This window comes from Flavobacterium okayamense, assembly GCF_019702945.1.
Lineage (GTDB): Bacteria > Bacteroidota > Bacteroidia > Flavobacteriales > Flavobacteriaceae > Flavobacterium > Flavobacterium okayamense.
Genome location: NZ_AP024749.1, coordinates 391,394 through 414,916 on the forward strand (window position 1 = coordinate 391,394; position 23,523 = coordinate 414,916).

Genomic DNA, 23,523 nt, shown 5'->3' on the forward strand with positions numbered 1-23,523 from the left:
GTATATTTGCACTCCTGAAATTTAAATTAAATTCATTGTATATGTACGCAATCGTAGAGATAGCAGGGCAACAATTTAAAGTAAGCAAAGACCAAAAAGTTTTTGTACACCGTTTGGCTGAAGAAGAAGGAAACAAAGTTTCTTTTGATAAAGTTCTTTTGTTAGACGACAATGGTACAGTAACTTTAGGCGCCCCAGCTATAGATGGTGCTTCTGTAGAAGCAAAAGTGTTACAACACTTAAAAGGTGATAAAGTAATTGTTTTCAAAAAGAAAAGAAGAAAAGGTTACAAAAAGAAAAACGGTCACCGCCAGTCATTAACACAAATTATCATTGAAGGAATTGTGGCTTCTGGTGCTAAAAAAGCAGCTCCAAAAAAAGAAGCAGCTCCAAAAGCTGAAAAATTAGTAGACGCTCCTGCAGCGGCTCCTAAAGCAAAAGCTTCAAAAAAAGGTGATGATTTAAAGAAAATTGAAGGTATTGGACCTAAAGCTGCTGAAGTATTAGTTGCTGCTGGTATTGATACTTTTGCTAAATTAGCTAAAACATCAGCTGACAAAGTTAAAGAAGTTTTAGATGCTGCTGAAGCTAAAGTTCAACACTTAGACCCAACAACTTGGGCGCAACAAGCACAATTAGCTGCTGATGAGAAGTGGGATGAATTACAAAAATTGCAAGACGAATTAAACGGCGGTAGAGCAGTTTAATTTTAATATTAACTTAAAAAACTTAAAACGTCATGGCTCACAAGAAAGGTGTCGGTAGTTCTAAGAACGGTAGAGAATCAGAATCGAAACGTTTAGGCGTTAAGATTTATGGTGGTCAAGCTGCAATTGCAGGAAACATCATCGTTAGACAAAGAGGTTCTAAACACAATCCAGGTGAAAACGTTTACATGGGTAAAGATCATACTTTACATGCAAAAGTTGATGGAGTTGTTCAGTTCCAAAAGAAAAAAGACAATAAGTCTTATGTTTCAATTGTACCATTTGAAGCATAATTAAATACATCTATAAAAAAGCCACTCATTGAGTGGCTTTTTTTATATCTAAACTTTATAAATTTTATTTTCTACTCGAAAAATAAACTCCTAGTAAAACTACCAAAGCTCCAATTGCCTGAATGAAGTTTAATGTTTCTCCCATAAAAGCAAATCCTAAAATAAAAGCTACTACTGGTATTATATAAGTAGTTGAAGAAGCAAATACAGGTGAGGAAATTTGAATTAACTTGAAAAACAAAATATTAGACAAACCTGTACCTACGATTCCTAAAACTCCTATATAACCCAAAGCTGTTTGCGTCTCAGTATTTGAAACTAACTCAAAAAAACCGGTACTATATAAAATAACTAATGCCGGAACAAACATTATAGCAAAATTTCCTACACTAATTGTTAAAGGTTTTAAATCTGAAAGATACTGTTTTATAAAGTTTACATTCATTCCATAAAATAAAGAAGCAATTGCAATTAAAATGGCATACATATAATTACTTGAATTACTATCATTATCTCCAAAAATCACTAATAGAACACATCCTATAAAACCGAGAGCAACACCAAATATTTGCCTTCTTTGGACAGAAACCCCGAAAACCAATAATCCGATTAACAATGTATTTACAGGTGTTAAAGAATTTATTATTGAACTAACTGATCCATCAATATGTTTTAATGCAGTCGCAAACATAAAAGCAGGAAGAAAAGTTCCAAACAAAGACGTTAATGCAATATACTTCCATTTATATGAAGGGATTTTTGCTAAATGTTTAAAGCCAATTAATAACAAAAAAGTTCCTGCAAATAAAATTCTTAAAGCTCCTAGTTGAATGGAATTAACACCTTTTAATCCAAATTGCATTAAAATAAATGAACTTCCCCAAACCGAACCTAATAATATTAATAAGAACCACTTTAAATTTTTACTTTCCATAGCTTTTTTCAAACTTCAAAATTCGAACTTTATTTTTAAATAAAAACATGATTTTTTAGTAATTTTGTTAGATAATAAAAAATAATTTTTTAAATCATGAAAATATTAAAAGCTATTTCTGCTTTATTTTTAATTGGAGCACTAACTCTAAGCTGTAAAAATGAAAGCGGAAACAAAATAGACGAGAGCGAGCAATTAAACACTGAAAACGTTATCCCTGAAGATGCAAAATTAGAAACTGCTAGTTTAACAATTGAAGGCATGACATGTGAAATAGGATGTGCTAAAGCCATTGAAAGTAAACTTTCAAGCACGGCAGGAGTTAAAGAAGCTAAAGTTGATTTTGAAGGTAAAGTTGCAATTGTAACTTTTGATTCAAACCAACAAGACTTAACTTCGCTGACAACAACAATTGAAGCTGTAGCTGGTGGCGATTCTTACAAAGTTACTGATTCAAAACTGAATGTGAATTAAAATAAAAATAAAAAAAGGAACTTATCGAGTTCCTTTTTTTATCTAAAATGTATAAGTTAAACCTACACCTAAAATCTGTTTTAATTGAACTTTTGGACCGACTTCAACTTGCTCACCGTTAATTTCCTCTTTTGCCTTTATATCATCATCATATACTAAATGGGTTCCTAAGTTAGCTTTAACAAAATCATTTACTGTCATTTCCAACAAAACTTGCCAATCTACATCTACATTTCCAAAATTATTTATATAGTCTGTATATAAACTCATTCTGTGTTCTAAATTGATATTTTTCCATATCTCTTTTTCCCACTGATTTGTAATTAAAATCCCTATTTCTGTCCTCGATCTTTTCCCTTCCGACAAAAGCTCACCTGTTACTGCATCGTAAACTGCTGGATCAACTCCAAATGAGCCTTTATTAGCCAAACGTCTATCTAAAACTAAAGTCGTTTTCTGAGTTAAAGGAGACATATAAACATTTAAATTTAAATCATCACGTTTATATTCAGAACCAATACCTAAAAAGAAATAAGCAGGTGCCATAAAACGAGAAATTGGGTCATCAATATTTGGGTAATTATAACCATTATAAAATTGAGTCAAAAAATTAGCTTTAGCTCCATAATACCAATTTGAAATCGTATCTGTTCTATAACCAAAAGTAGAGTTAATTTGTAACTGATCATCGGTTTTTCTAATTTCTTGTCCTTCTTGTTTATTTAAACCATAACGAGCAATTAATTCATTCTTCCAGTTTGTATTTTTTTTTGAAAACTCTCTAATAAATTTCCCTTTAACTAAACCAGAAATAGAATTATTACCACCGGCATTCCAGTTTACAAATGATATTTGAGAAATATCAAGACCAACTTTATTAGTTTTTTTCCAAAATGATATAGTGTCTTCTTTTTGAGTTCTAATTTTTTGTGAATATCCGTTTAAAGCAGTAAACAATAAACATACTGAGGTTAATATCAGTAATTTTCTCATAATAAATGTGTTATTTGGGATGCAAAAATCTTAAAAATTATAACTTGAAAAAAGTTTTTTCAAAGAATTAACGTCAAATTCACAGATTTCTTGTTGTTGCTGAACAGTTGCTTGTTCAATAAATTTATCGGGTACACCAATTTTATGAATTAAAATGTTGACTTTTTCTTCTGAATAAAAATTAGAAACTAAGCTTCCAAAGCCACCAATCTTAACTCCATCTTCAATAGTTATTATTGATTTGTGATTTTGTGCTATATTAAAAAGCAAACCTCTATCTAAGGGTTTAACAAATGGAAAATGATAGTGAGAATAATCATCTTTATTTGAAATAGAATGCAATGCTTTGGCAACATTGTTACCTATAGTTCCCGTAGTTAGAATCGCAACTTTTGATCCATCACTTAACTTTATCGCTTTTCCTACTTCAATTTTTTGAAACGGTTGCTTCCATTCTAAAATTTCTCCTCTACCTCTAGGATATCGAATTGCTATTGGATGTTCCAATCCTAATTGTGCAGTAAACATTAAATTACGCAATTCTATCTCGTTTATTGGAGCTGCTAAAACTAAATTTGGGATGCAACTTAAAAAAGCAATATCAAATACACCGTGATGCGTTGCTCCATCCTCACCAACAAAACCAGCTCTATCCAAACAAAAAACTACAGGTAAATCTTGGAGTGCAACATCATGAATTACTTGGTCATAAGCACGTTGTAGAAAAGTAGAATAAATATTGCAAAAAACAGTCATTCCTTGCGTTGCCATTCCAGCAGCTAGTGTAACTGCATGTTGTTCAGCAATCCCTACATCAAAAGCTCTATCAGGAAATTTATCCATCATAAACTTCATCGAACTACCAGTTGGCATTGCCGGAGTAATACCAATAATTTTCTGATTTTTTTCTGCTAATTCAACTAAAGTATGTCCAAAAACATCTTGAAATTTTGGTGGTAAATTATCTTCATTATTGGGGTGAATCTTACCTGTTTTCGCCTCAAACTTTCCTGGCGCATGATATTTTACTTGGTCTTCTTCGGCTAACTGTAAACCTTTCCCTTTGGTCGTAATAACATGTAGAAACTTCGGACCTTTAACCTTTTTTAATCGTTCTAATTCCGAAATTAATTTTGGTAAATCATGACCATCAATCGGTCCAGAATAATCAAAATTTAGCGATTTAATAATATTATTTGCTTTAGGATTTTTTCCTTGTTTGACGGCAGTTAAATAATCTTTCAAAGCACCAACACTCGGGTCAATTCCAATCGCATTATCATTTAAAACAACTAACAAATTAGCATCAGTAACACCCGCATGATTTAACCCTTCAAAAGCCATTCCGCTTGCTAAAGAAGCATCGCCAATAACTGCAATGTGTTGTTTTTCAAAATCTCCATTTAATTTTGAAGCAATTGCCATTCCTAAAGCAGCAGAAATTGACGTAGAAGAATGTCCCACACCAAAAGCATCATACTCACTTTCGTTACGTTTTGGAAAACCAGAAATCCCTCCTTCTTCTCTATTCTTATGAAATATATCTTTTCGTCCAGTCAAGATTTTGTGTCCATATGCTTGATGACCAACATCCCAGATCAATAAATCTTCAGGTGTATTAAAAACATAATGCAAGGCTATTGTTAATTCAACCACACCTAAACTAGCTCCTAAATGACCTCCTTTTTGTGAAACAATATCAATAATAAAGTCACGCAATTCTTGAGCAACCTGTGGTAATTGATTTACTTGAAGTCTTCTTAATTCAACAGGAAAATTTATTTGATCTAGTAATTTTGATTGCATGCAACAAAAGTAGTGATTGAATTTGTAATTTTGTACGTATGGAAAACATTTTCACAGACGAATATTTTATGAAAAAGGCTTTAGCAGAAGCTGAAACCGCATTTGAAAAAGGTGAAATTCCTGTTGGGGCTGTAATTGTTATAGATAATCGCGTTATTGCTAGAAGTCACAATCTTACTGAATTACTAAATGATGTTACCGCACATGCCGAAATGCAAGCCATAACAAGTGCAGCTAACTATTTAGGCGGTAAATATTTAAAGGATTGCACGCTTTATGTAACACTTGAACCTTGTCAAATGTGTGCTGGAGCATTATATTGGAGTCAAATTTCAAAAATTGTTTTTGGCGCATCTGATGAAAATAGAGGTTTTTCAAAACTAGGTACTCAATTACACCCAAAAACTCAGGTAGTTAGTGGTGTTTTAGAAAATGAATGTTCATTACTAATGCGTGCATTTTTCAGAACAAAAAGATAAAATTAAAAAAATCAATTTTATCAAAATTTTTCCTACCTTTAAGACAATATTTTTTCTTCCTTTTAAGTTTTAAAGGTATTCTCTATTTAAATTCTACTTTATCATGAAAAAACAACGAATCTTGTCGGTTGTAATAGCTTTGCTATTAGTAGTGAGCTGTTCTAAAAAAAAATCTGAAAATTTTGATTCTGATTATTCACTTTTTAAAGATTATATACTCAATTATAGTCCGGGAATCATTTCTAGTTCAGATGACATTAGAGTTGTTTTAGCCTTTGACAATCAAGATTGGTTAGAAAACAAAGAACTTGATAAAAATTTATTTGAAATAAATCCTTCTGTAAAAGGTAAAGTAGTTGCTTTATCTTCAAACACTGTTGCATTTGTTCCAGATGATAAATTTAATCAAAACTCAACCTATCAAATAAGTTTTAAACTAGGTAAACTTAAACAAGTTGACAAAAAGCTGAAAGAATTTAATTTCACGGTAAAAACGATAAAGCAAGATTTTATGGTTTCTGTTATAGATTTACAATCGTATAGCAAAGATTATCAATACATAAATGGTGTTTTAAATACAAGCGATAATTTAGATTTTGAAACCGCAAAACAATTGGTCCAAGTTTCTCAAAAAGACAAAAAAGTAAATGTAAAATTCAATAAAGAATTAAGCTCTAATCGCGAATTCAAATTTGTAATTGACAGTATTCAGCGATTTGAAGATGATAGTAAAATAAATATTTCTTGGAACGGAAAAGATTTTGATATTGACCAAAAAGGAGAATTAGAATTTGACATTCCGGGCAAAAACAATTTTAAAATAATCTCAGCAGAAGTAGAAGAAGGAGACAACCAAGTCTTATTATTAAACTTTTCTGATCCCTTAAAAAAAGGACAAGATTTTAACGGATTAGTGGAAGTAGAAACAGCTCAAAAATTAAAATTTGCAACTGCAGGAAATCTTTTAAAGGTATTTTTTAATGAGCCATTAAAAGGTGAATTATTAGTTGAAGTTTTTCAAGGAATTCAAAGTGAAGATGGTTATAAAATGAAACAAAATTTTTCCCAAAAAATTTCATTTGAACAAATTAAACCACAAGTTCGTTTCATTAAAAGTGGAACAATTTTACCAAGCTCTAATAATTTAAAAATCAATTTTGAAGCCGTAAACTTAAAAGCTGTCGATGTAAAAGTTTATAAAATATTTAAAAATAATATTTTACAATTTCTTCAAGACAATGAAATAAATGGCAATAATAACTTAAGAAAAGTAAGTTCGCCTATTGCAAAGCAAACCTTATACTTAAAAAAGAATAACCTAGCTAATTATAGTAAATGGAATGCTTACGCCATTGATTTATCTAAAATTATTCAACCTGAACCTGGAGCCATTTATAGAGTTGAGCTCACTATCTTAAAAAAATATTCACTTTTCAAATGTAATTCTAGTGATGAGAAAGAAGAAGAAAATGAAGACGATGTAGAAAATGAATCTGATGAAGTTCGTTCAACGGAATACTATTATGATGACGATTATTACTATTACAATTGGTATGAGCGTGAGGACCCATGTTCATCATCCTATTATTATAATAATACTATAGGAACGAATGTTATTGCTTCCGATTTAGGGGCGATTGTAAAAAGAGGTGAAAATGGCAGTTATCTTATTGCTGTGAATAACATTGTAGATACAAAACCTATTTCTGGCGCTAACGTAGAATTGTATGATTACCAACAACAAAAATTAGCCTCTACTGCTACCGATGTAGATGGATTCGCAAAAATAGAAGTTAATCGCTATGCCTATTTCGCCATCATAACAAAAGATAAAAGCACAACCTATATTAAACTCGACGAAGGAAAATCTTTATCGGTTAGTGATTTTGAAGTAGGTGGCGTTACTTTAGAAAAAGGATTAAAAGGATATATATATGGTGAACGCGGTGTCTGGCGTCCTGGCGACACTTTGCATATTGCATTTATGCTTAATGATAATGAAAGTAAACTCGAAAAATCGCACCCTATTAAATTCAAACTTTCAGATCCAAGAGGAAAACTTTCTTATCAAGCAGTTCAAAAATATAAAGAATCGAATCATTATAAATTTACGGTTGCTACAAAACCAACAGATATTACAGGTAATTGGGAAGCTAAAATAAGTGTTGGTGGTGCTAATTTTTATAAAAACATTAAAATTGAGACCATTAAACCAAATCGTTTAAAAATTAAAAACAGTTTTGCAGGCGCTACAATTTCTGGAAGTAATCCAAACAAAGGAACTTTAGAAGTCTCTTGGCTACATGGCGCAGTTGCTAAAAATTTAAAGGTAGAAATGCAGGCAAAATTTATGAAAGAAGCCACTACTTTTAAAAATTACAGCAATTATGATTTTGACGATGATGTAAGAGATTTTTACACTGAAGAAGTTAACGTTTTTTCAGGTAAAGTAGATGAAAATGGTAAAACAGATGTAACCTTAAAACCAACTGTTTCTAAACAAGCGCCTGGAAAATTAAAAATTGTAATGCAAACAAAAGCCTTTGAAACAGGTGGCGATTTTAGTACTGATGTTGTTTCGGCTTCATTTTCGCCTTACAAAACGTATGTTGGATTAAAAAGTCCAACTCCAAACAAATATGGTTTTTTAGAAACTGACAAAGTCAACAAATTTGAAGTGGTTACACTTTCTGAAAACGGAAAACCAAAAGCTGTAAAAGATTTAGAAGTACGGGTATATAAAGTCGATTGGCGTTGGTGGTGGAATTCATCTGGAAACGATTTATCAAAATACAATTCAGATAATGTAACAACTGCTTATAAAAACTTCACTATTTCAACTAATTCAAGTGGAAAAGCAAGTTTTCAATTTTCAGTTCCTGAAGGCGATTGGGGAAGATATTTAGTTCGCGTTGTAGATCCAAACGACGGACATGCAACGAGCACAACAGAAATTATCGATTGGCCTTATTGGTCGGGTAAAACTAAAAACGGTGATGCTTCAGCAGCAAACATGCTTGTATTTACTTCCGATAAAGAAAAATATGCTGTAGGCGAAAAAGCTATTGTTTCTTTCCCTTCAAGTTTAGGCAATCGCGCTTTACTTTCTCTAGAAAACGGAACTAAAGTAGTAAAAACACTTTGGGCAGATACACAAAAAGGTGAAACCAAAGTCGAAATTCCAGTTACTGCTGATATGGCCCCAAATGTATACATCAACATTACGTTATTGAAACCACATGCTTCAACTGTAAATGATGCGCCAATTCGTATGTATGGAATTTTACCTATTGAAGTGGTTGATAAAAACACGATTCTAGAACCTGTTTTAACCATGCCAGAAGTACTTCGTCCCGAGCAAAAAGCTTCTTTAAAAGTGAGTGAGAAAAATGGTAAAGCAATGAGTTATACTATTGCTATAGTAGATGAAGGTTTACTGGATTTAACCCGTTTTAAAACGCCAAATGCTTGGGATAAATTTTACTCTAAACAAGCACTTGGTGTAAAAACTTGGGATATTTATGATGATGTTATTGGTGCTTATGGAGGAAAAATAAATCAAATTTTCAGTATTGGTGGTGATGAAGATTTAGGTGGTGGAAGCAATAAAAAAGCAAATCGCTTTAAACCTGTTGTCATTTATCTTGGACCATTTAAACTAGAAAAAGGACAAACCAAAACACATTCGTTTGAAATGCCAAATTATATTGGTTCGGTTCGAACCATGGTAGTTGCAGGAAATGATGACGAAAATGCTTATGGAAGTACTGAAAAAACGACTCCTGTTAGAAGTCCGTTAATGGTTTTAGCATCTGTTCCGAGAAAAATTTCTCCGAACGAAAAAATTACCTTACCAGTTACGGTTTTTGCAATGGAACCAAAAGTTAAAAATGTTACGGTTCAAGTAAAAACAAACAATGGGATTAGAGTAGCTCAACCTTCACAATCGGTTAGTTTTAGTTCTCCAGATGAAAAAATGGTGTATTTCGATTTGAATGTTGGCGAACTAACTGGTTTAGGAAAAATTGAAGTAATCGCAACTTCTGGAAGTGAAAAAGCATCTTATCCAGTTGAAATTGACATCGTCAATCCAAATCCAGAAACTACTGATTTTGTAGATGTAATTTTAGAACCCAATAGTACCAAACAAGTTAATTGGACAACATTTGGTGTAAACGGGACAAATAAAGCATCAGTTGAAGTTTCATCTTTCCCGACAATTGATTTCAATAGAAGGTTAAAATATTTAATTCAATACCCTCATGGTTGTGTGGAACAAACTACTTCAAGTGTATTTCCTCAACTATACTTAAACGATATTGTATCGATTGATGATGGTAAAAAACAGCAAATTCAACGCAATATTAATATTGGTATTCAACGATTGGGTAATTTCCAATTAGCTAGTGGTGGTTTATCGTATTGGCAAGGAAATGCACATCCAGACGATTGGGGAACTTCATATGCAGGTCATTTTATGATGGAAGCTGAGAAAAAAGGTTATGTGTTACCTATTGGTTTCAAACAAAAGTGGATTTCACATCAACAACGAATGGCTAAACAATGGCGCTTCGATGCTCGTTATCATAATGATTTTGCACAAGCCTATCGTTTGTACACTTTAGCGCTTGCTGGTTCATCCGATTTAGGTTCAATGAACAGACTTCGTGAAACGGTTGGTATTTCTAACGAATCGAAATTCCGTTTAGCAGCTGCTTATGCTATAATTGGTCAGAAAAAAACGGCGTTAAATTTAATTAACGGATTAACTATTGAAAACAACAATTATTACTATTACTATGGTTCGGAAGAGCGAAATAGAGCGATGCTATTAGAAACCTATTTATTAGTTGGTGATAAAGCAAAAGCCTTTGACGTAGCTACTAAACTAGGTAAAAACTTATCTTCAAGTAATTGGATGAGTACACAAACTACGGCTTATAGTTTATATGCGATGTCTAAATTTGCTATGGCAAATGGAGGTAAAGGAATTTCTGTTTCATTAACTCAAAAAGGAAAAACACAACCTTTAACGACTTCAAAATCAATTTTAGATAAAACGTTAGATGTGAGTACTGGAAACAATGCCATTTCATTAAAGAACAACGGAAATAATACGTTGTATGTTCGTGTATTGAATAGTGGAATTTTACCTGTTGGCGAAGAAAAAGAAGTGTACAAAAATATTAGTTCTGTTATTACTTATAAAGCTAAAAATGGAACCACTTTAAATCTATCTTCAGTAACTCAAGGAACAGAAATTGTAGCACAAGTTACGGTAAGAAATACATCTTATGAACGTGTTGAAAATGTAGCTTTAACGCAAATTGTTCCTTCAGGATTTGAAATTTTGAACTCGAGATTTACCGATTTTGGAAATTCAACAGAAAACAAAGCCGATTTCATAGATATTCGAGATGATAGAACCAATTTCTATTTCGACTTAAAAGCAGGTGAAACCAAAACATTTACCATGTATTGGAATGCATCTTATTTAGGAAATTATTATTTACCTGGCGTTCAATGCGAAGCCATGTATGACGATAATTATCTAGCACGAAACAAAGGACAATGGATTACAATTGTTAAAGAATAATGTTTTTAAATCGTCTTTGGCAATATATAAAGCGTAATAAAATAAAAACTACCATAGGAATTATTCTTGTGGTAGTTTATTATTTTTCGTTACCAAAAGTGTTGTTTAAAAACGATTATGCAACTGTAATTGAAAGTAAAGAAGGCCAACTTCTAGGTGCAAAAATTGCAGATGATGGTCAGTGGCGGTTTCCAGAAAGTGATAGTATTCCACATAAATTTAAAACGTGTATTGTAGCTTTTGAAGACCAACATTTCTACAAGCATTTTGGCTTCAACCCTATTTCAATGTACCACGCTTTTTTACAAAACAGAAAAGCCAATAAAGTCGTTCGAGGGGGAAGTACGTTGACACAACAAGTAATTCGGTTACATCGAGAAAATCAAAAAAGAAGCTATTTTGAGAAATTCATTGAAATAATTCTAGCGACTCGTTTAGAATTTAGATGCAGTAAAGATGAAATTTTAGGATTATATGCCGCACATGCTCCTTTTGGAAGTAATGTTGTAGGATTAGAAATGGCATCTTGGCGTTATTTCGGATTACAACCACACCAATTATCTTGGGCGGAAGCTGCTACTTTAGCCGTTTTACCAAATGCGCCTAGTTTGATATATCCCGGAAAAAATCAACAAAGATTATTAGACAAAAGAAACCACTTGTTAAAGAAACTTTGGCAAGACAAAATAATTGATAAAGAAACGTATGAGTTGGCTTTATTAGAAAGCTTACCGCAAAAACCATTCGATGTTCCGCAAATCGCACCACATCTTTTACAAAAAACTGCAAAAGAACATAAAGGTGAAAAAATAAAAACGACACTATCAGTATATCATCAAGAACGAATAAATGATATCGTAAAACAATACTATAATTTGTACAAACAAAATGAAGTATACAATATTGCGGTTCTGATAGTCGATGTAAAAACTCGAAATATTGTTTCGTATGTTGGTAATAGTCCAACAGATAAAAACCATCAAAAAGATGTTGATATAATCGAAGCTCCAAGAAGTACCGGAAGTATTTTAAAACCTTTCCTTTATGCTTCTATGCTAGACGATGGCGATATTTTACCTGAATCCCTAATTCCAGATGTTCCAACACAAATTTCTGGTTATTCGCCACAAAATTATAACCTGACTTACGACGGAGCTGTTCCTGCAAATAGAGCTTTAGCGCGTTCATTGAATATTCCAGCAGTTTTGATGCTTCAAGAATATTCTGTAAATAAATTTTACGAGCAATTGCAGAATTTAAAATTACGCAATGTTAATCGCCAACCTTCAAATTATGGTTTGTCGCTTATTTTAGGCGGAGCTGAAACCAATTTGTGGGATTTGTGTCGTGCCTATGCCTTCATGTCAGGAACTGTTAATCATTTTACCACAACACAAGATGAGTATAGGACAAATGAATTAGCTAATTTGAATTATAATTGGAATGAAAAAGTAGATTTTGGAAAATCAATTCAAAGTAAAAATATTTGGAATACAAGTTCTATTTGGCAAACGTTTGAAGCCATGAAAAAAGTTAACCGACCAGAAGGTGATGAAGCTTGGCAATTTTACGATTCATCTATTGAAATTGCTTGGAAAACAGGAACAAGTTTTGGCGGAAGAGACGCTTGGGCAGTTGGGGTAAACAAAGATTATGTTGTTGGGGTGTGGGTTGGAAATGCAACTGGCGAAGGAAGACCTTTATTAACTGGTGTTGAAAGTGCAGCTCCTATTCTATTTGATGTTTTTAGAATTTTTCCAAGAAGTAAATGGTTTGAAACACCTTATAACGATTTAGAAGAAGTTAGTATTTGTAAAAATTCAGGATTTTTAGCAACAAATAATTGTCCTAGTGAACTAAAATGGGTTCCAAAAACGGCTAAAAAATCGAAAAACTGTCCGTATCATAAGTTAATTCATTTGAATCAAAACAAGCAATATCGAGTAAATAGTAGTTGTGAAGCAATTGAAAAAATAGTTACAGATTCTTGGTTTGTGCTTCCGCCTGTAATGGAATGGTATTACAAGAAAAAAAATATTGATTATAAACTACTTCCACCGTTTAAAGAAGGCTGCGAAAATAATGATGTAAGCAAAAAAATGGATTTTATTTATCCTACAAGCTTTACTAAAATCATTTTAACCAAAAACTTTGAAGGGAATACACAACCCGTTATTATTAAAGTCGCACATTCAAATCAGGAAGCTGAATTGTTTTGGTATTTAAATGAAAAGTACTTAGGAAGTACCAAAACCTTTCATGAAATGCCGATTATAGCTTCTTCTGGTATTTATACAATTACAGTAATTGATGAAGAAGGTTTCGAAATAAAACGAAAAATTGAGATTGAGAAATCATAATTCAGAAAGCGAAAATGTTTTTTCAGCAATACACTTTTAATTAAATAATTTAAAAGACTATTTTTGGTTTTGTGAATTCAAAAATAAAACCATACTTCATTTTAATTTTTCTATTTCTTTACTTCATAAGTATAGGGCAAAATCCGTATTACTACAGTTTATCTGATGAAACTGCTTTACCCGACACTGAAATATACTCTATTCTTGAACACAAAGACAACACATTTTGGATTGCAGCCAACAGAGGTTTATATCATTTTGATGGAGTTAATTACACGCATTATACGCATCCAGAAAAAAAAGGGTTATCAGTTTTTGGATTAAAATATGATACGAAAGGAAATATTTGGTGTAATACAATTTCAGGGCAGTTTTTCTACGTTGAAAATAATCAAATGAAATTGTTTATTGATCTTAAAGAAGAATTAAATGGCAATTTAGCAGAGTTTTTATTCCATAAAGATGAACTTTATGTTTTTACATCGTCTAAAATTATAGTGGTTCGTAAAAATAAATCCTTAGTTAAAATTTTCGATTCTGAAAAAAGAATTGGTTCACCTTTTCTATATAGGGATTCGATTTTGTTTGCTGTTGAAAATAAAGCGTATAAAATCCATAACAATACAATTAACTTAGTTGCATCTATTAATGGTGTAGTTCTTAATGAACCCAATAATTCTAAGTGGTTTTCATATAACGATAGTTTATATTTAATTAACTACGATCAAAAAAACAATCAAAATTTATTTTTTAAATTTCAAAACGAATCACTATCAATTAATAATAGTTTTAAAGAACTTGAAAAGCTTAGAATAGTAAGCGTTGATAATCATAATCACAAACTCTATTTTTCAACTTCAAAAGGAATATTTATTTACAATGAAAATAATAATAATATTACATTTTCTAAAAAGTTTTTTGTGAATCTTTTTATAACTGCAATTCGTAAAGATCAAAATAATTCGTATTGGGTTTCAAGTATTAACGAAGGAATTTTTATTGTTCCAAGCTTAGATTTTGAGTTTCATAAATTGCTTGACAAAGAAGATTATATTACTACAATTGAAAAAATTGATTACAATACAACTGCCATTGGTACTTTTAGAGGGAAGTTAATTTTTTATGATGCCGAAAAAAAATTAAAAACGTTAATTAAAACTCCTGAAAATACATCAAAAATAACGCGTTTAAAATACGTGCCAAATCTCAATCAACTATATGTAAGTTCTGAAAATAATTTCTTTAGTTATGACTTATACAACAATTCCCTTTTACCGTCAAAATTTGGTTTAAACAATGCTAAAGCATTATGTTATTCGAAATTTAAAAATGCGTTATTGTTTAGTGGTTTTGACAGAGCCTCGATTTTATACTTTGATGATTATAAAACAAAAATTTTAGAAAGAAAGAGAGCTTATTCGATTATTGAAAACGCTGTTACGAAAGACATTGTTGTTTCCTATAATGACGAAACAAAAGTTTATCCAGATAATAAAAAACCATATTCTTTAAAATATCAAAACGGTTCGTTATTTTCAAATTGGTTAACATCTTCAACTAATGGAATTATTTGGATAAGTACGTATAATAATGGTGTATTGGGGTTTAAAAACAACAAACTTATTAAAGAAATCAATCTTAAAAATGGATTGTCATCTAATTTGATTAAGAAAATTGTTGCTACAGATAATTTATGGATTTTAACTGATAAAGGTATACAACTTTATTACATTGAATCTCAAAAGTTAATTAATTACATTGAAAGCTCTAATGAAAATAGATTTATTGATATAATTGATTACGATAATAACATTTTTATTGCAACAAACAATTCACTTTTGCAATTACCAAAAGAAAATGTTTTTTTTAAATACAAACCTCAATCTTTAGAAATAAAGAGTATTACGGCCAACTCTAAACCAGTTAAAGTAAGTGATGGTTTAGAATTTGAGCATTATGAAAATCAACTTACTTTTGAAGCGTATTGCAAAGGATATTTTCCAAGAGGGGCATTAGAATATGAATATAGACTTTCTAATTCTAATGATGTTAGTTGGAAAACTTTTAAAAATAATAATATTTCATTTGAAGGTTTAGCACCTAACAAGTATACATTACAAATTAGAGCAAAAAACACTGCATCAAATGAATACACCTATTCTAAAACCATTAAAATTAATATATTAAGTCCGTTTTGGAAAAGAAGTTGGTTTATAAGTAGTTTGGTATTTTTTCTCTTACTATTAAGCTATTTGTTTTATCGATATCAAATAAAATTAAAAGAAAAGGAAAATATTTTAGCTGTAAAACAAGCAACTTATGAAAAAGAACTAGTGAGTTTACAGTTAGAGAATTTAAAATCGCAAATGAATCCGCATTTTATATTTAATGCTTTAAATTCCATTCAAGAATATATCATTATAAATGAGAAAAATTTAGCTAGTACCTATTTAGCAAAATTTGCTCAATTAATTAGAGCTTATCTCGATCATAGCTCTCAAGGAATGATTTCTATATACGAGGAAATAGAATGTTTAAAGAGTTATTTAGAACTGGAAAAACTTCGTTTTGAAGAGAAACTAAAATATGAAATTAAGGTCAACTCTATTAATTGCGATATAAAAATTCCGACCATGTTAATTCAGCCATATGTGGAAAATGCATTAAAACATGGTTTACTTCATAAAAAAAACAACCGATTCATAAAAATTGAATTTTCTCATAACCAATTAGAAAACGAAGTTATATGCTTAGTATTAGATAATGGTGTAGGCAGAGAAAAAGCATCCGAGCTAAATAAAAATAAACATAAATCGTTTGCAACCAAAGCAAACTTAAATCGACTTGAGCTTTTAAACAAAGAAAGAGATAAAAATATTGGAGTTATTATTGAAGATTTATATGAGAATAACAACCCAACTGGAACCAAAGTAACATTACGAATTCCAATTTTATAAAAAATGAAAATACTCATTATAGACGATGAACCAAAAGCAAGAAAATTGTTATCCATTTTATTACAAGAAAATTGTTCTGAAATAGATACTATTTTAGAAGCGGAAGATTTACTATCTGGAATAGAAATTATAAAAAAAGAAAAACCATCAATTGTATATTTAGATATTGAGATGCCGGAACACTCTGGACTTGAAATTTTAGATTTTATAGATAATAAAGATGTTAATTTCGAAATCATATTTACTACAGCGTATAATGAATATGCCTTAAAAGCATTTCAACTATCAGCTATAGACTATATTTTAAAACCTTTACAAGCCGAAACAGTTAAAGCTGCTACAGATAAAGCCATTAATCAATTAGGTAAATTAAATGTTGCATTTCAACTAGAAGAGTTAAAAAAAAGTTTAAAATCGGCTAATTTTGATAAAATTGGATTACCCTTTTCAGACGGCTTTAAATTTGTATCTATTCAATATATAATAGCATTCGAGGCCGATGGAATGTACACTAAAGTGAGTACAACCAATGATAAAGAAATTTTGGTTTGTAAACCTTTACGTCATTTTGTTGAAGCCTTAAACCATATTCCTAATTTTTACAAACCTCACCGTTCCTATTTAATCAATTTAAGGTTTATTAAAGAATATATAAAGAAAGATGGAGGCTATATTGTAATGGATAATAATTTAAACGTATCGCTTTCAGTCGACAAAAAAGAAGAGTTTTTAAACATTATACAAAACATAGGATAAGATTTCAGAAAGTGAAATCTTAAATTCAGAAAGTCGTTATAAAAACGGCTTTTTTTATGCTCAATTTTGGAGTATAAAAAATTAAAAATCATGAAAAAAATTTTACTATTAATTTTATTATCCACAATTTCATGGGCACAATTTCCAACGAATGGACTTTTAGCTCAATACGGTTTTGACAATGGAAGTTTAATTGATGGAGCAAATGGAATCAACTTTACTCAAACAGGTTCTTCATTACAAGTAGTTGAAGATCGATTTCATACGGCTTCAAATGCAATTCAATTAAATGGAGATTTTTTAACAAGAACCGATGTTAATTATTCATCAACTTATGATGATTATTCTATTAGTTTTTGGGTTAAAACTCCTACCAATTCATCAGATACAAAAACTATTTTTTATGATTTTGGAGGAACATTCCCAGTTGGTTACCATATCTTTCTGAAAGATGGGAAAATAACTTTAACTCAAACTTCCGCTTTTGGTTCAAGTTATGTAACTACTTCTGCTCAATCAAATTATATCGCAGATAACAATTGGCATAACATTGTAGCTATTTTAGATCAATGTGCGGCTAAAATATATGTAGACGGCCAATTACTAGCTACTGGACCAAATAACAATCCAAACTTATATCTTAACAGACTTGTAGATAGTGTAGGAAGTTTTATGGTTTCAAATAATAGAAATGGAAATTTATCTGCTTCAAATAAATATACTGATATCTTAGACGATATATTAATTTACAATAGAGTTCTTTCAAATTCAGAAATTAATGGTATAATTACTTATAACAATTATTGTTTTGCACCAAGTAATACTTTATTATCAATTAGTGGATTAACAGAAAATAATGCTACTTTAACTTTAAACACTTCAAATTCTGGCACATTTGAATATGTTTTAGTTGAAAAAGGACAACCTATTTCTTCAGGTCAAATATTAGTAATAAATAATGGAGTCCCTGTTTCTTTATCAGGACTTTTAAAATCAACAAGTTATGAAGTTTTTTTAAGAAAAGATTGTACATCAAATTCAAATACAGATTGGTCTTCTGCATTTAACTTTAGGACTAAGGGTACAGTATATGTTAATGCTAATGCATCAGGTGACAATACAGGATCAAACTGGGGAAATGCTTTTACCTCATTACAAAATGCTTTGAGTGTAATTAATGCTAATGACGAAATATGGATTGCAAGTGGTACATACAACCCTAGTACTTCAGATAGAAATTCTTCGTTTAACATCCAAAAATCTAACCTTAGAATTTATGGAGGATTTGCAGGTACAGAAACAAATATAAATCAAAGAAATTTTTCTTTAAATAACACAATTCTTTCTGGTGATTTGTTGGGGAATGATAATACTATTCTAGATTTTGTAAATACAACAAGAGATGATAATTCATACAATATTGTCTTAATAAATGCAAACGATATAGTTTTAGACGGACTAACAATTGCAAACGGACATGCAAACGGAAGCGTTATTGAAAAAAAATTGGGAGCTGCTATTTATAAGACTCCAACTACTACTAATTTAGATATAAAAAATTGTGTTTTAAAAAACAATGTATCACTTGAAGGAGCATCTGCAATCTTTTCAAGATATAGCACTAATGGTAATTTAAAAATTCATAATTGCAATTTTAATAATAATGTTTCAAGATATGGAACATCTATTTATAGTTATACTGATAATAATTTTACTGCAAATATTGAAATTGTAAATTCGTTGTTTTTTAATAATGTAGCTAAAGATAATTCAACTGCTTTAGGATATGCTGGAAGTGCTGGATGGTTTAGAGCTTACGGAACTTCATCAACCATGAATGTAACATTAGTTAATAATACTTATGCAAATAATATTGATACGGGTAGTACAAGTGGATTAAATAATTTCAATAGAGCAACTATCGGATTAGGATACACTAATGGAACGCTTAATGCAACCGTAGCAAATAACATCTTTTGGGGTAATACAGCAACAGGGGGGGCTGTTGCAAAATCTTTAGCTCAAATTGTTGACAACTTAGGCCAAAACATTACTGTTAAAAATTCTACTGCACAAGACAACTTTTCAAATATTCCTAGTGGAGGAGTTAGTAATGTTTTAAATACTGATCCAATGTTTACAAATGCTGGAAGTGATGATTTTACATTATCTAATGGCTCAACTGCAATTGATAATGGAGATAATACAAACGTAGTTGGAACAACCGATTTACTAGGAAACATAAGAATTTTTAACGGAACTGTTGATAGAGGAGCTTATGAATATGGTTCGACCTTAACAAACGATAGTTTTACAACTAATAATGAATTTAAAATGTATCCTAATCCAGTACAAAACGTTTTGACCATTGAATCAAATTCAGATATAGAAAATATTGAAATATATAGTTTAGAGGGTAAATTAGTTCTAAAATCAAATCAAAAACAAATTGATGTTCAATCTTTAGTATCGGGTATTTATTTATTAAAAATAAATAGTATGAATGGGGAAGTAATTTATAAGAAAATTATGAAAAAATAATGAAAAACAAAGAAGATTATAGAATTGAAGTAATGTTAATTCTATTCTATTTAGGCTTGTCTATTGTTATTGGATATCTACTAAACTAGTATTAAAAAAACGCTAATCATTTGAAAGGCGTTTTTTTATTTAATTAAATAAATTTGCTTTTAAACACAGAAATGGTATTCTAAATTCGTTTAAGTATTAAAGATTTAATATCAAAAGGAGAAAAACTTTCGACTTCAGCTATAAAAAAACCGCTTCTCAATTACGAAAAGCGGTTTTGTTTTTTTAACCGAATGTAGATTCAGTTATAATTTAATTTCATTTCCTTCTTTGTCAAAGAAATGGTATTCTAAATACGTGTAAGCGTCACGAGGTATAATTTTCACCCATTTTTTATGTTCGAAAAACCATTTGGTTCGAACAGATGGAAAACCTTTTGTAAGGTATGCTGCCACAAAAGGATGTGCGTTTAACACAACTTTATTATGGTCTTTCAAAATTCTTTCAACGTTATCGGTAATCTTGTCTATAATTACAATTGGAGCTTCAATTTCTCCATTTTCATTAGGGTCTTCTTCCCTAGTTTTTATAGCCACTTCCGGCCTAACGCGTTGTCTAGTAATTTGAATCAATCCAAATTTACTAGGAGGCAAGATCTTATGCTTAGCCTTATCGTCACTCATCTCTTCTTTTAAGAAATCATACAATTGTTTTCTATTGTCTGCATTTTGCATATCAATAAAATCGACAACAATAATCCCTCCCATATCACGTAAACGCAATTGACGAGCTATTTCAGCTGCTGCAATCATATTTACTTCTAGAGCAGTTTCTTCCTGACTTTGTGCTTTATTTGAACGGTTTCCGCTATTAACATCAATAACATGCAATGCTTCCGTATGTTCAATAATTAAATAGGCACCTTTAGGCATAGAAACGGTTCTACCGAAAGAAGTTTTAATCTGTCTTTCTATGTGATACTTCTCAAAAAGAGGTAATTCTTTACTTTGATAGTGCTTTACGATAGAAGCCTTATCCGGAGCTATTTCTTGCAAATAGTCCTTCGTTTGTAGATATAATTCTTCATCATCTACATGAATACCCGTAAAGGTATCGTTAAAAACATCCCTTAGTATGGAAGAAGCTTTATTTAATTCTCCTAATACTTTTGAAGGATGATGTGCAGTTTGTAACCTTTTACACATGGCCGACCAGCGGTCCATTAGATTTTGTAAATCTTTGTCAAGTTCGGCTACTTTTTTGCCCTCGGCTACTGTTCGCACAATAACCCCAAATCCTTTTGGCTTAATAGATTGAACCAATCGCTTTAGTCTATCTTTTTCTTCTTTAGACACAATTTTCTGTGAAACAGAAACTCTATCTGAAAAAGGAACCAAAACCACATATCTCCCTGCAAGAGAAATTTCCGAACTAATACGTGGTCCTTTAGTAGAAATAGGTTCTTTAACTATTTGCACTAAAACCGATTGATTTGCACTAAGCACATCAGCTATAGCGCCATCTTTATTAATTTCTGGCTCAAAAGGAAAGTTTTTGAGTGAATAATCTTTTACTTTACCTGCGCTTACAAGTTTAATAAATTTAAGCAAAGAGGAAAGATTCGGACCTAAATCATGATAATGCAAAAACGCATCTTTTTCATATCCTACATTTACAAATGCAGCATTAAGTCCTGGCACAGGTTTTCTAATTTTAGCAATGAAAATATCACCAACTTGAAATTGTGTACCTTTTTCTTCTTCTTTGTGTAATTCTATTAGTTTTCCATCTTTTAATAAGGCAAAATCTACTGCGTCTGAACTTGATCTTACAATTAATTCTTTGTTCATGCTGTACATTTATATCTGTAAGAGTTTTCGTTTATTGTTATGTTACAAGTAAAACTTCTAACTTCTAACTTCTAACTTCTAACTTATTTACAGATGGATTAATTTTTACAGGTAATTTACCCGAGAATCGTACTATACGATTCATTTCAAAGAACGATTTAAAAAAAGAAAAGTAGTTTAGAACTACTTTTTCTTTTTATGACGGTTAGCTCTTGCTCTCTTCTTACGTTTGTGAGTTGCTACCTTATGTCTTTTTCTTTTTTTACCACTTGGCATAACTAAATTGGTTTAGATTAATAAAAATTTTTATACTGTTACTTCAGTTTTTGTTTTAACACCTTCTACAAACACTTTTGCAGGTTTAAAAGCTGGAATGTTGTGTGCAGGAATTTTAATTGTAGTGTTTTTAGAAATGTTTCTACCAGTTTTTTCAGCTCTAGTTTTGATGATAAAACTTCCAAAACCTCTTAAATAAACATTATCACCTTCCTCTAATGAGTTTTTTACTTCTTCCATAAAAGACTCTACAGTTGCTTGAACGTCATTCTTTTCAAGACCTAATTTCTCAGAAATTTTCGCTACGATATCAGCTTTCGTCATTTTCTTTCGTATTTATTTTTAAGTGTTCATTTTTTTGAGAGTGCAAATATACAAATTAAAAAACCAATAAATCAATCTTAATTAATTAAATTTTAACTGTTAAAGTTTTTACTTTTGTCTTTTGAAAGGAATTTATGAATTTTTCTAAAGCATTAATTAGTTGGTACTTACAAAATCAAAGAGATTTACCTTGGCGCAAAACGGTAAATCCATACAATATTTGGTTGTCTGAAATTATGCTTCAACAAACAAGGGTTGCCCAAGGCCTACCCTATTATCTCAGTTTTGTTGAGGCATTCCCCACAGTTCATGATTTAGCAAGTGCCGATGAAGAAAAAGTTTTAAAACTATGGCAAGGCTTAGGCTATTACTCTAGAGCCCGAAATCTTCATGCTACTGCAAAATTTGTAAGCAAAGAACTAAAGGGAAACTTCCCAAACAGTTACAAAGAATTACTAAAACTCAAAGGCGTAGGTGAATATACAGCAGCTGCAATTGCCTCAATATCCTTCAATGAAAATGTTGCAGTTGTTGATGGTAATGTATTTCGTGTATTAGCCCGATATTTTGGAGTTGAACTAGATATTTCTAATAGCAAAACAAAAAAAACTTTTCAAGAATTAGCCAACTCCTTAGTGCCAAAAAATAATGCCGCAAATTTCAATCAAGCTTTAATGGAATTTGGAGCGATTCAATGTACACCTAAATCCCCTGATTGCAACAATTGTATTTTTAATAAAAGTTGTTTCGCTTTGCAAAAGAAGAAGGTTGACCAACTTCCAATAAAAACTAAAAAAACTAAAATTAAAGAAAGGTTTTTAAACTTTATTATTGTAAAAGATTGTGAAAGCAATTTTTTAATTGAAAAAAGGACTGAAAACGGAATCTGGAAAAACCTTTTTCAATTTCCTTTAATTGAAACAGAAAAAAAATTAAACGAAAATAAGATTGTAGAATTAATCCAAAAGGAGTTTTCTATTGAAAACGTTTTACATTTTAATTCTGAGCCGATAATTCATAAACTGTCACATCAACATTTATATATTCGCTTTTTTGAAATTACACAAAATACGAAAAACCCAAAAGCTATTTCTTTTGAGGAGTTAATAAAAAAACCATTCCCAATTGTCATCCATAACTTTATTGAATCCAATTATTTTTGAATTCATTAAAAAATAGTATATTTGAT

At 30.8% G+C, this 23,523-nt stretch carries 15 protein-coding genes; 10 read left to right on the forward strand and 5 right to left on the reverse strand.

All coding sequences use genetic code 11. The features are described 5' to 3' along the window. Positions 1-41 precede the first annotated feature (41 nt). Both rplU and rpmA read left to right on the forward strand, forming a co-directional pair. Positions 42-707, forward strand: a complete 666-nt coding sequence (rplU, locus tag KK2020170_RS01915) for a 50S ribosomal protein L21 (RefSeq protein ID WP_221259124.1) — start codon at positions 42-44, stop codon at positions 705-707. 32 nt (positions 708-739) lie between these two features. Beyond that, positions 740-1,000, forward strand: coding sequence for a 50S ribosomal protein L27 (rpmA, locus tag KK2020170_RS01920; RefSeq protein WP_140997365.1), 261 nt, complete (start codon positions 740-742; stop codon positions 998-1,000). 64 nt (positions 1,001-1,064) lie between these two features. Here the strand turns inward: rpmA and KK2020170_RS01925 are convergent, their stop codons facing one another. Continuing rightward, on the reverse strand, positions 1,065-1,934 hold the full coding sequence (locus KK2020170_RS01925; protein WP_221259125.1) for a DMT family transporter: 870 nt from the start codon (positions 1,932-1,934) through the stop codon (positions 1,065-1,067). A gap of 96 nt (positions 1,935-2,030) precedes the next feature. Here KK2020170_RS01925 and KK2020170_RS01930 point away from each other — a divergent pair, with 96 nt between their 5' ends. Beyond that, positions 2,031-2,408: a heavy-metal-associated domain-containing protein gene (locus KK2020170_RS01930; RefSeq protein ID WP_221259126.1), complete on the forward strand. Its 378-nt coding sequence runs from the start codon at positions 2,031-2,033 to the stop codon at positions 2,406-2,408. A gap of 42 nt (positions 2,409-2,450) precedes the next feature. Here the strand turns inward: KK2020170_RS01930 and KK2020170_RS01935 are convergent, their stop codons facing one another. Next, positions 2,451-3,401 (reverse strand): DUF3078 domain-containing protein, encoded by a 951-nt coding sequence (locus KK2020170_RS01935; protein ID WP_221259127.1) that lies wholly within the window; start codon positions 3,399-3,401, stop codon positions 2,451-2,453. 30 nt (positions 3,402-3,431) lie between these two features. Continuing rightward, the gene (locus tag KK2020170_RS01940; protein WP_221259128.1) at positions 3,432-5,207 is read right to left on the reverse strand and encodes a 1-deoxy-D-xylulose-5-phosphate synthase; all 1,776 of its coding nucleotides are present in this window, start codon (positions 5,205-5,207) and stop codon (positions 3,432-3,434) included. 38 nt (positions 5,208-5,245) lie between these two features. Between KK2020170_RS01940 and KK2020170_RS01945 the strand changes: the two genes are divergently transcribed. From KK2020170_RS01945 to KK2020170_RS01970, 6 genes are all read left to right on the forward strand, one after another. Further along, a complete protein-coding gene (locus tag KK2020170_RS01945) occupies positions 5,246-5,686 on the forward strand; it encodes a nucleoside deaminase (RefSeq protein ID WP_221259129.1) in 441 nt (146 codons plus the stop codon). A gap of 103 nt (positions 5,687-5,789) precedes the next feature. After that, the gene (locus KK2020170_RS01950) at positions 5,790-11,282 is read left to right on the forward strand and encodes an alpha-2-macroglobulin family protein (protein WP_221259130.1); all 5,493 of its coding nucleotides are present in this window, start codon (positions 5,790-5,792) and stop codon (positions 11,280-11,282) included. After that, entirely contained in the window at positions 11,282-13,642 is a 2,361-nt protein-coding gene (pbpC, locus tag KK2020170_RS01955) for a penicillin-binding protein 1C (RefSeq protein WP_221259131.1), read from the forward strand. Before KK2020170_RS01950 ends, pbpC begins: the two co-directional genes overlap by 1 nt. A gap of 71 nt (positions 13,643-13,713) precedes the next feature. Further along, on the forward strand, positions 13,714-16,599 hold the full coding sequence (locus KK2020170_RS01960; protein WP_221259132.1) for a sensor histidine kinase: 2,886 nt from the start codon (positions 13,714-13,716) through the stop codon (positions 16,597-16,599). A gap of 3 nt (positions 16,600-16,602) precedes the next feature. Beyond that, the gene (locus tag KK2020170_RS01965; RefSeq protein ID WP_221259133.1) at positions 16,603-17,355 is read left to right on the forward strand and encodes a LytR/AlgR family response regulator transcription factor; all 753 of its coding nucleotides are present in this window, start codon (positions 16,603-16,605) and stop codon (positions 17,353-17,355) included. A gap of 90 nt (positions 17,356-17,445) precedes the next feature. After that, positions 17,446-19,896, forward strand: coding sequence for a T9SS type A sorting domain-containing protein (locus KK2020170_RS01970; protein ID WP_221259134.1), 2,451 nt, complete (start codon positions 17,446-17,448; stop codon positions 19,894-19,896). A 293-nt stretch (positions 19,897-20,189) separates the two neighbouring features. Here the strand turns inward: KK2020170_RS01970 and KK2020170_RS01975 are convergent, their stop codons facing one another. Further along, complete coding sequence (locus KK2020170_RS01975) at positions 20,190-21,734, reverse strand: Rne/Rng family ribonuclease (RefSeq protein ID WP_221259135.1); 1,545 nt, start codon at positions 21,732-21,734, stop codon at positions 20,190-20,192. Between the two features lie 306 nt (positions 21,735-22,040). Next, on the reverse strand, positions 22,041-22,334 hold the full coding sequence (locus KK2020170_RS01980) for an HU family DNA-binding protein (protein WP_221259136.1): 294 nt from the start codon (positions 22,332-22,334) through the stop codon (positions 22,041-22,043). Between the two features lie 134 nt (positions 22,335-22,468). Here KK2020170_RS01980 and mutY point away from each other — a divergent pair, with 134 nt between their 5' ends. Next, positions 22,469-23,497: an A/G-specific adenine glycosylase gene (mutY, locus tag KK2020170_RS01985; RefSeq protein ID WP_221259137.1), complete on the forward strand. Its 1,029-nt coding sequence runs from the start codon at positions 22,469-22,471 to the stop codon at positions 23,495-23,497. Positions 23,498-23,523: the final 26 nt, after the last annotated feature.

Coding starts and splice junctions, on each gene's coding strand:
- rplU (WP_221259124.1), top strand. CDS start 42: ATGTACGCAATCGTAGAGATAGCAGGGCAACAATTTAAAGTAAGCAAA.
- rpmA (WP_140997365.1), top strand. CDS start 740: ATGGCTCACAAGAAAGGTGTCGGTAGTTCTAAGAACGGTAGAGAATCA.
- KK2020170_RS01925 (WP_221259125.1), bottom strand. CDS start 1,934: ATGGAAAGTAAAAATTTAAAGTGGTTCTTATTAATATTATTAGGTTCG.
- KK2020170_RS01930 (WP_221259126.1), top strand. CDS start 2,031: ATGAAAATATTAAAAGCTATTTCTGCTTTATTTTTAATTGGAGCACTA.
- KK2020170_RS01935 (WP_221259127.1), bottom strand. CDS start 3,401: ATGAGAAAATTACTGATATTAACCTCAGTATGTTTATTGTTTACTGCT.
- KK2020170_RS01940 (WP_221259128.1), bottom strand. CDS start 5,207: ATGCAATCAAAATTACTAGATCAAATAAATTTTCCTGTTGAATTAAGA.
- KK2020170_RS01945 (WP_221259129.1), top strand. CDS start 5,246: ATGGAAAACATTTTCACAGACGAATATTTTATGAAAAAGGCTTTAGCA.
- KK2020170_RS01950 (WP_221259130.1), top strand. CDS start 5,790: ATGAAAAAACAACGAATCTTGTCGGTTGTAATAGCTTTGCTATTAGTA.
- pbpC (WP_221259131.1), top strand. CDS start 11,282: ATGTTTTTAAATCGTCTTTGGCAATATATAAAGCGTAATAAAATAAAA.
- KK2020170_RS01965 (WP_221259133.1), top strand. CDS start 16,603: ATGAAAATACTCATTATAGACGATGAACCAAAAGCAAGAAAATTGTTA.
- KK2020170_RS01970 (WP_221259134.1), top strand. CDS start 17,446: ATGAAAAAAATTTTACTATTAATTTTATTATCCACAATTTCATGGGCA.
- KK2020170_RS01975 (WP_221259135.1), bottom strand. CDS start 21,734: ATGAACAAAGAATTAATTGTAAGATCAAGTTCAGACGCAGTAGATTTT.
- KK2020170_RS01980 (WP_221259136.1), bottom strand. CDS start 22,334: ATGACGAAAGCTGATATCGTAGCGAAAATTTCTGAGAAATTAGGTCTT.
- mutY (WP_221259137.1), top strand. CDS start 22,469: ATGAATTTTTCTAAAGCATTAATTAGTTGGTACTTACAAAATCAAAGA.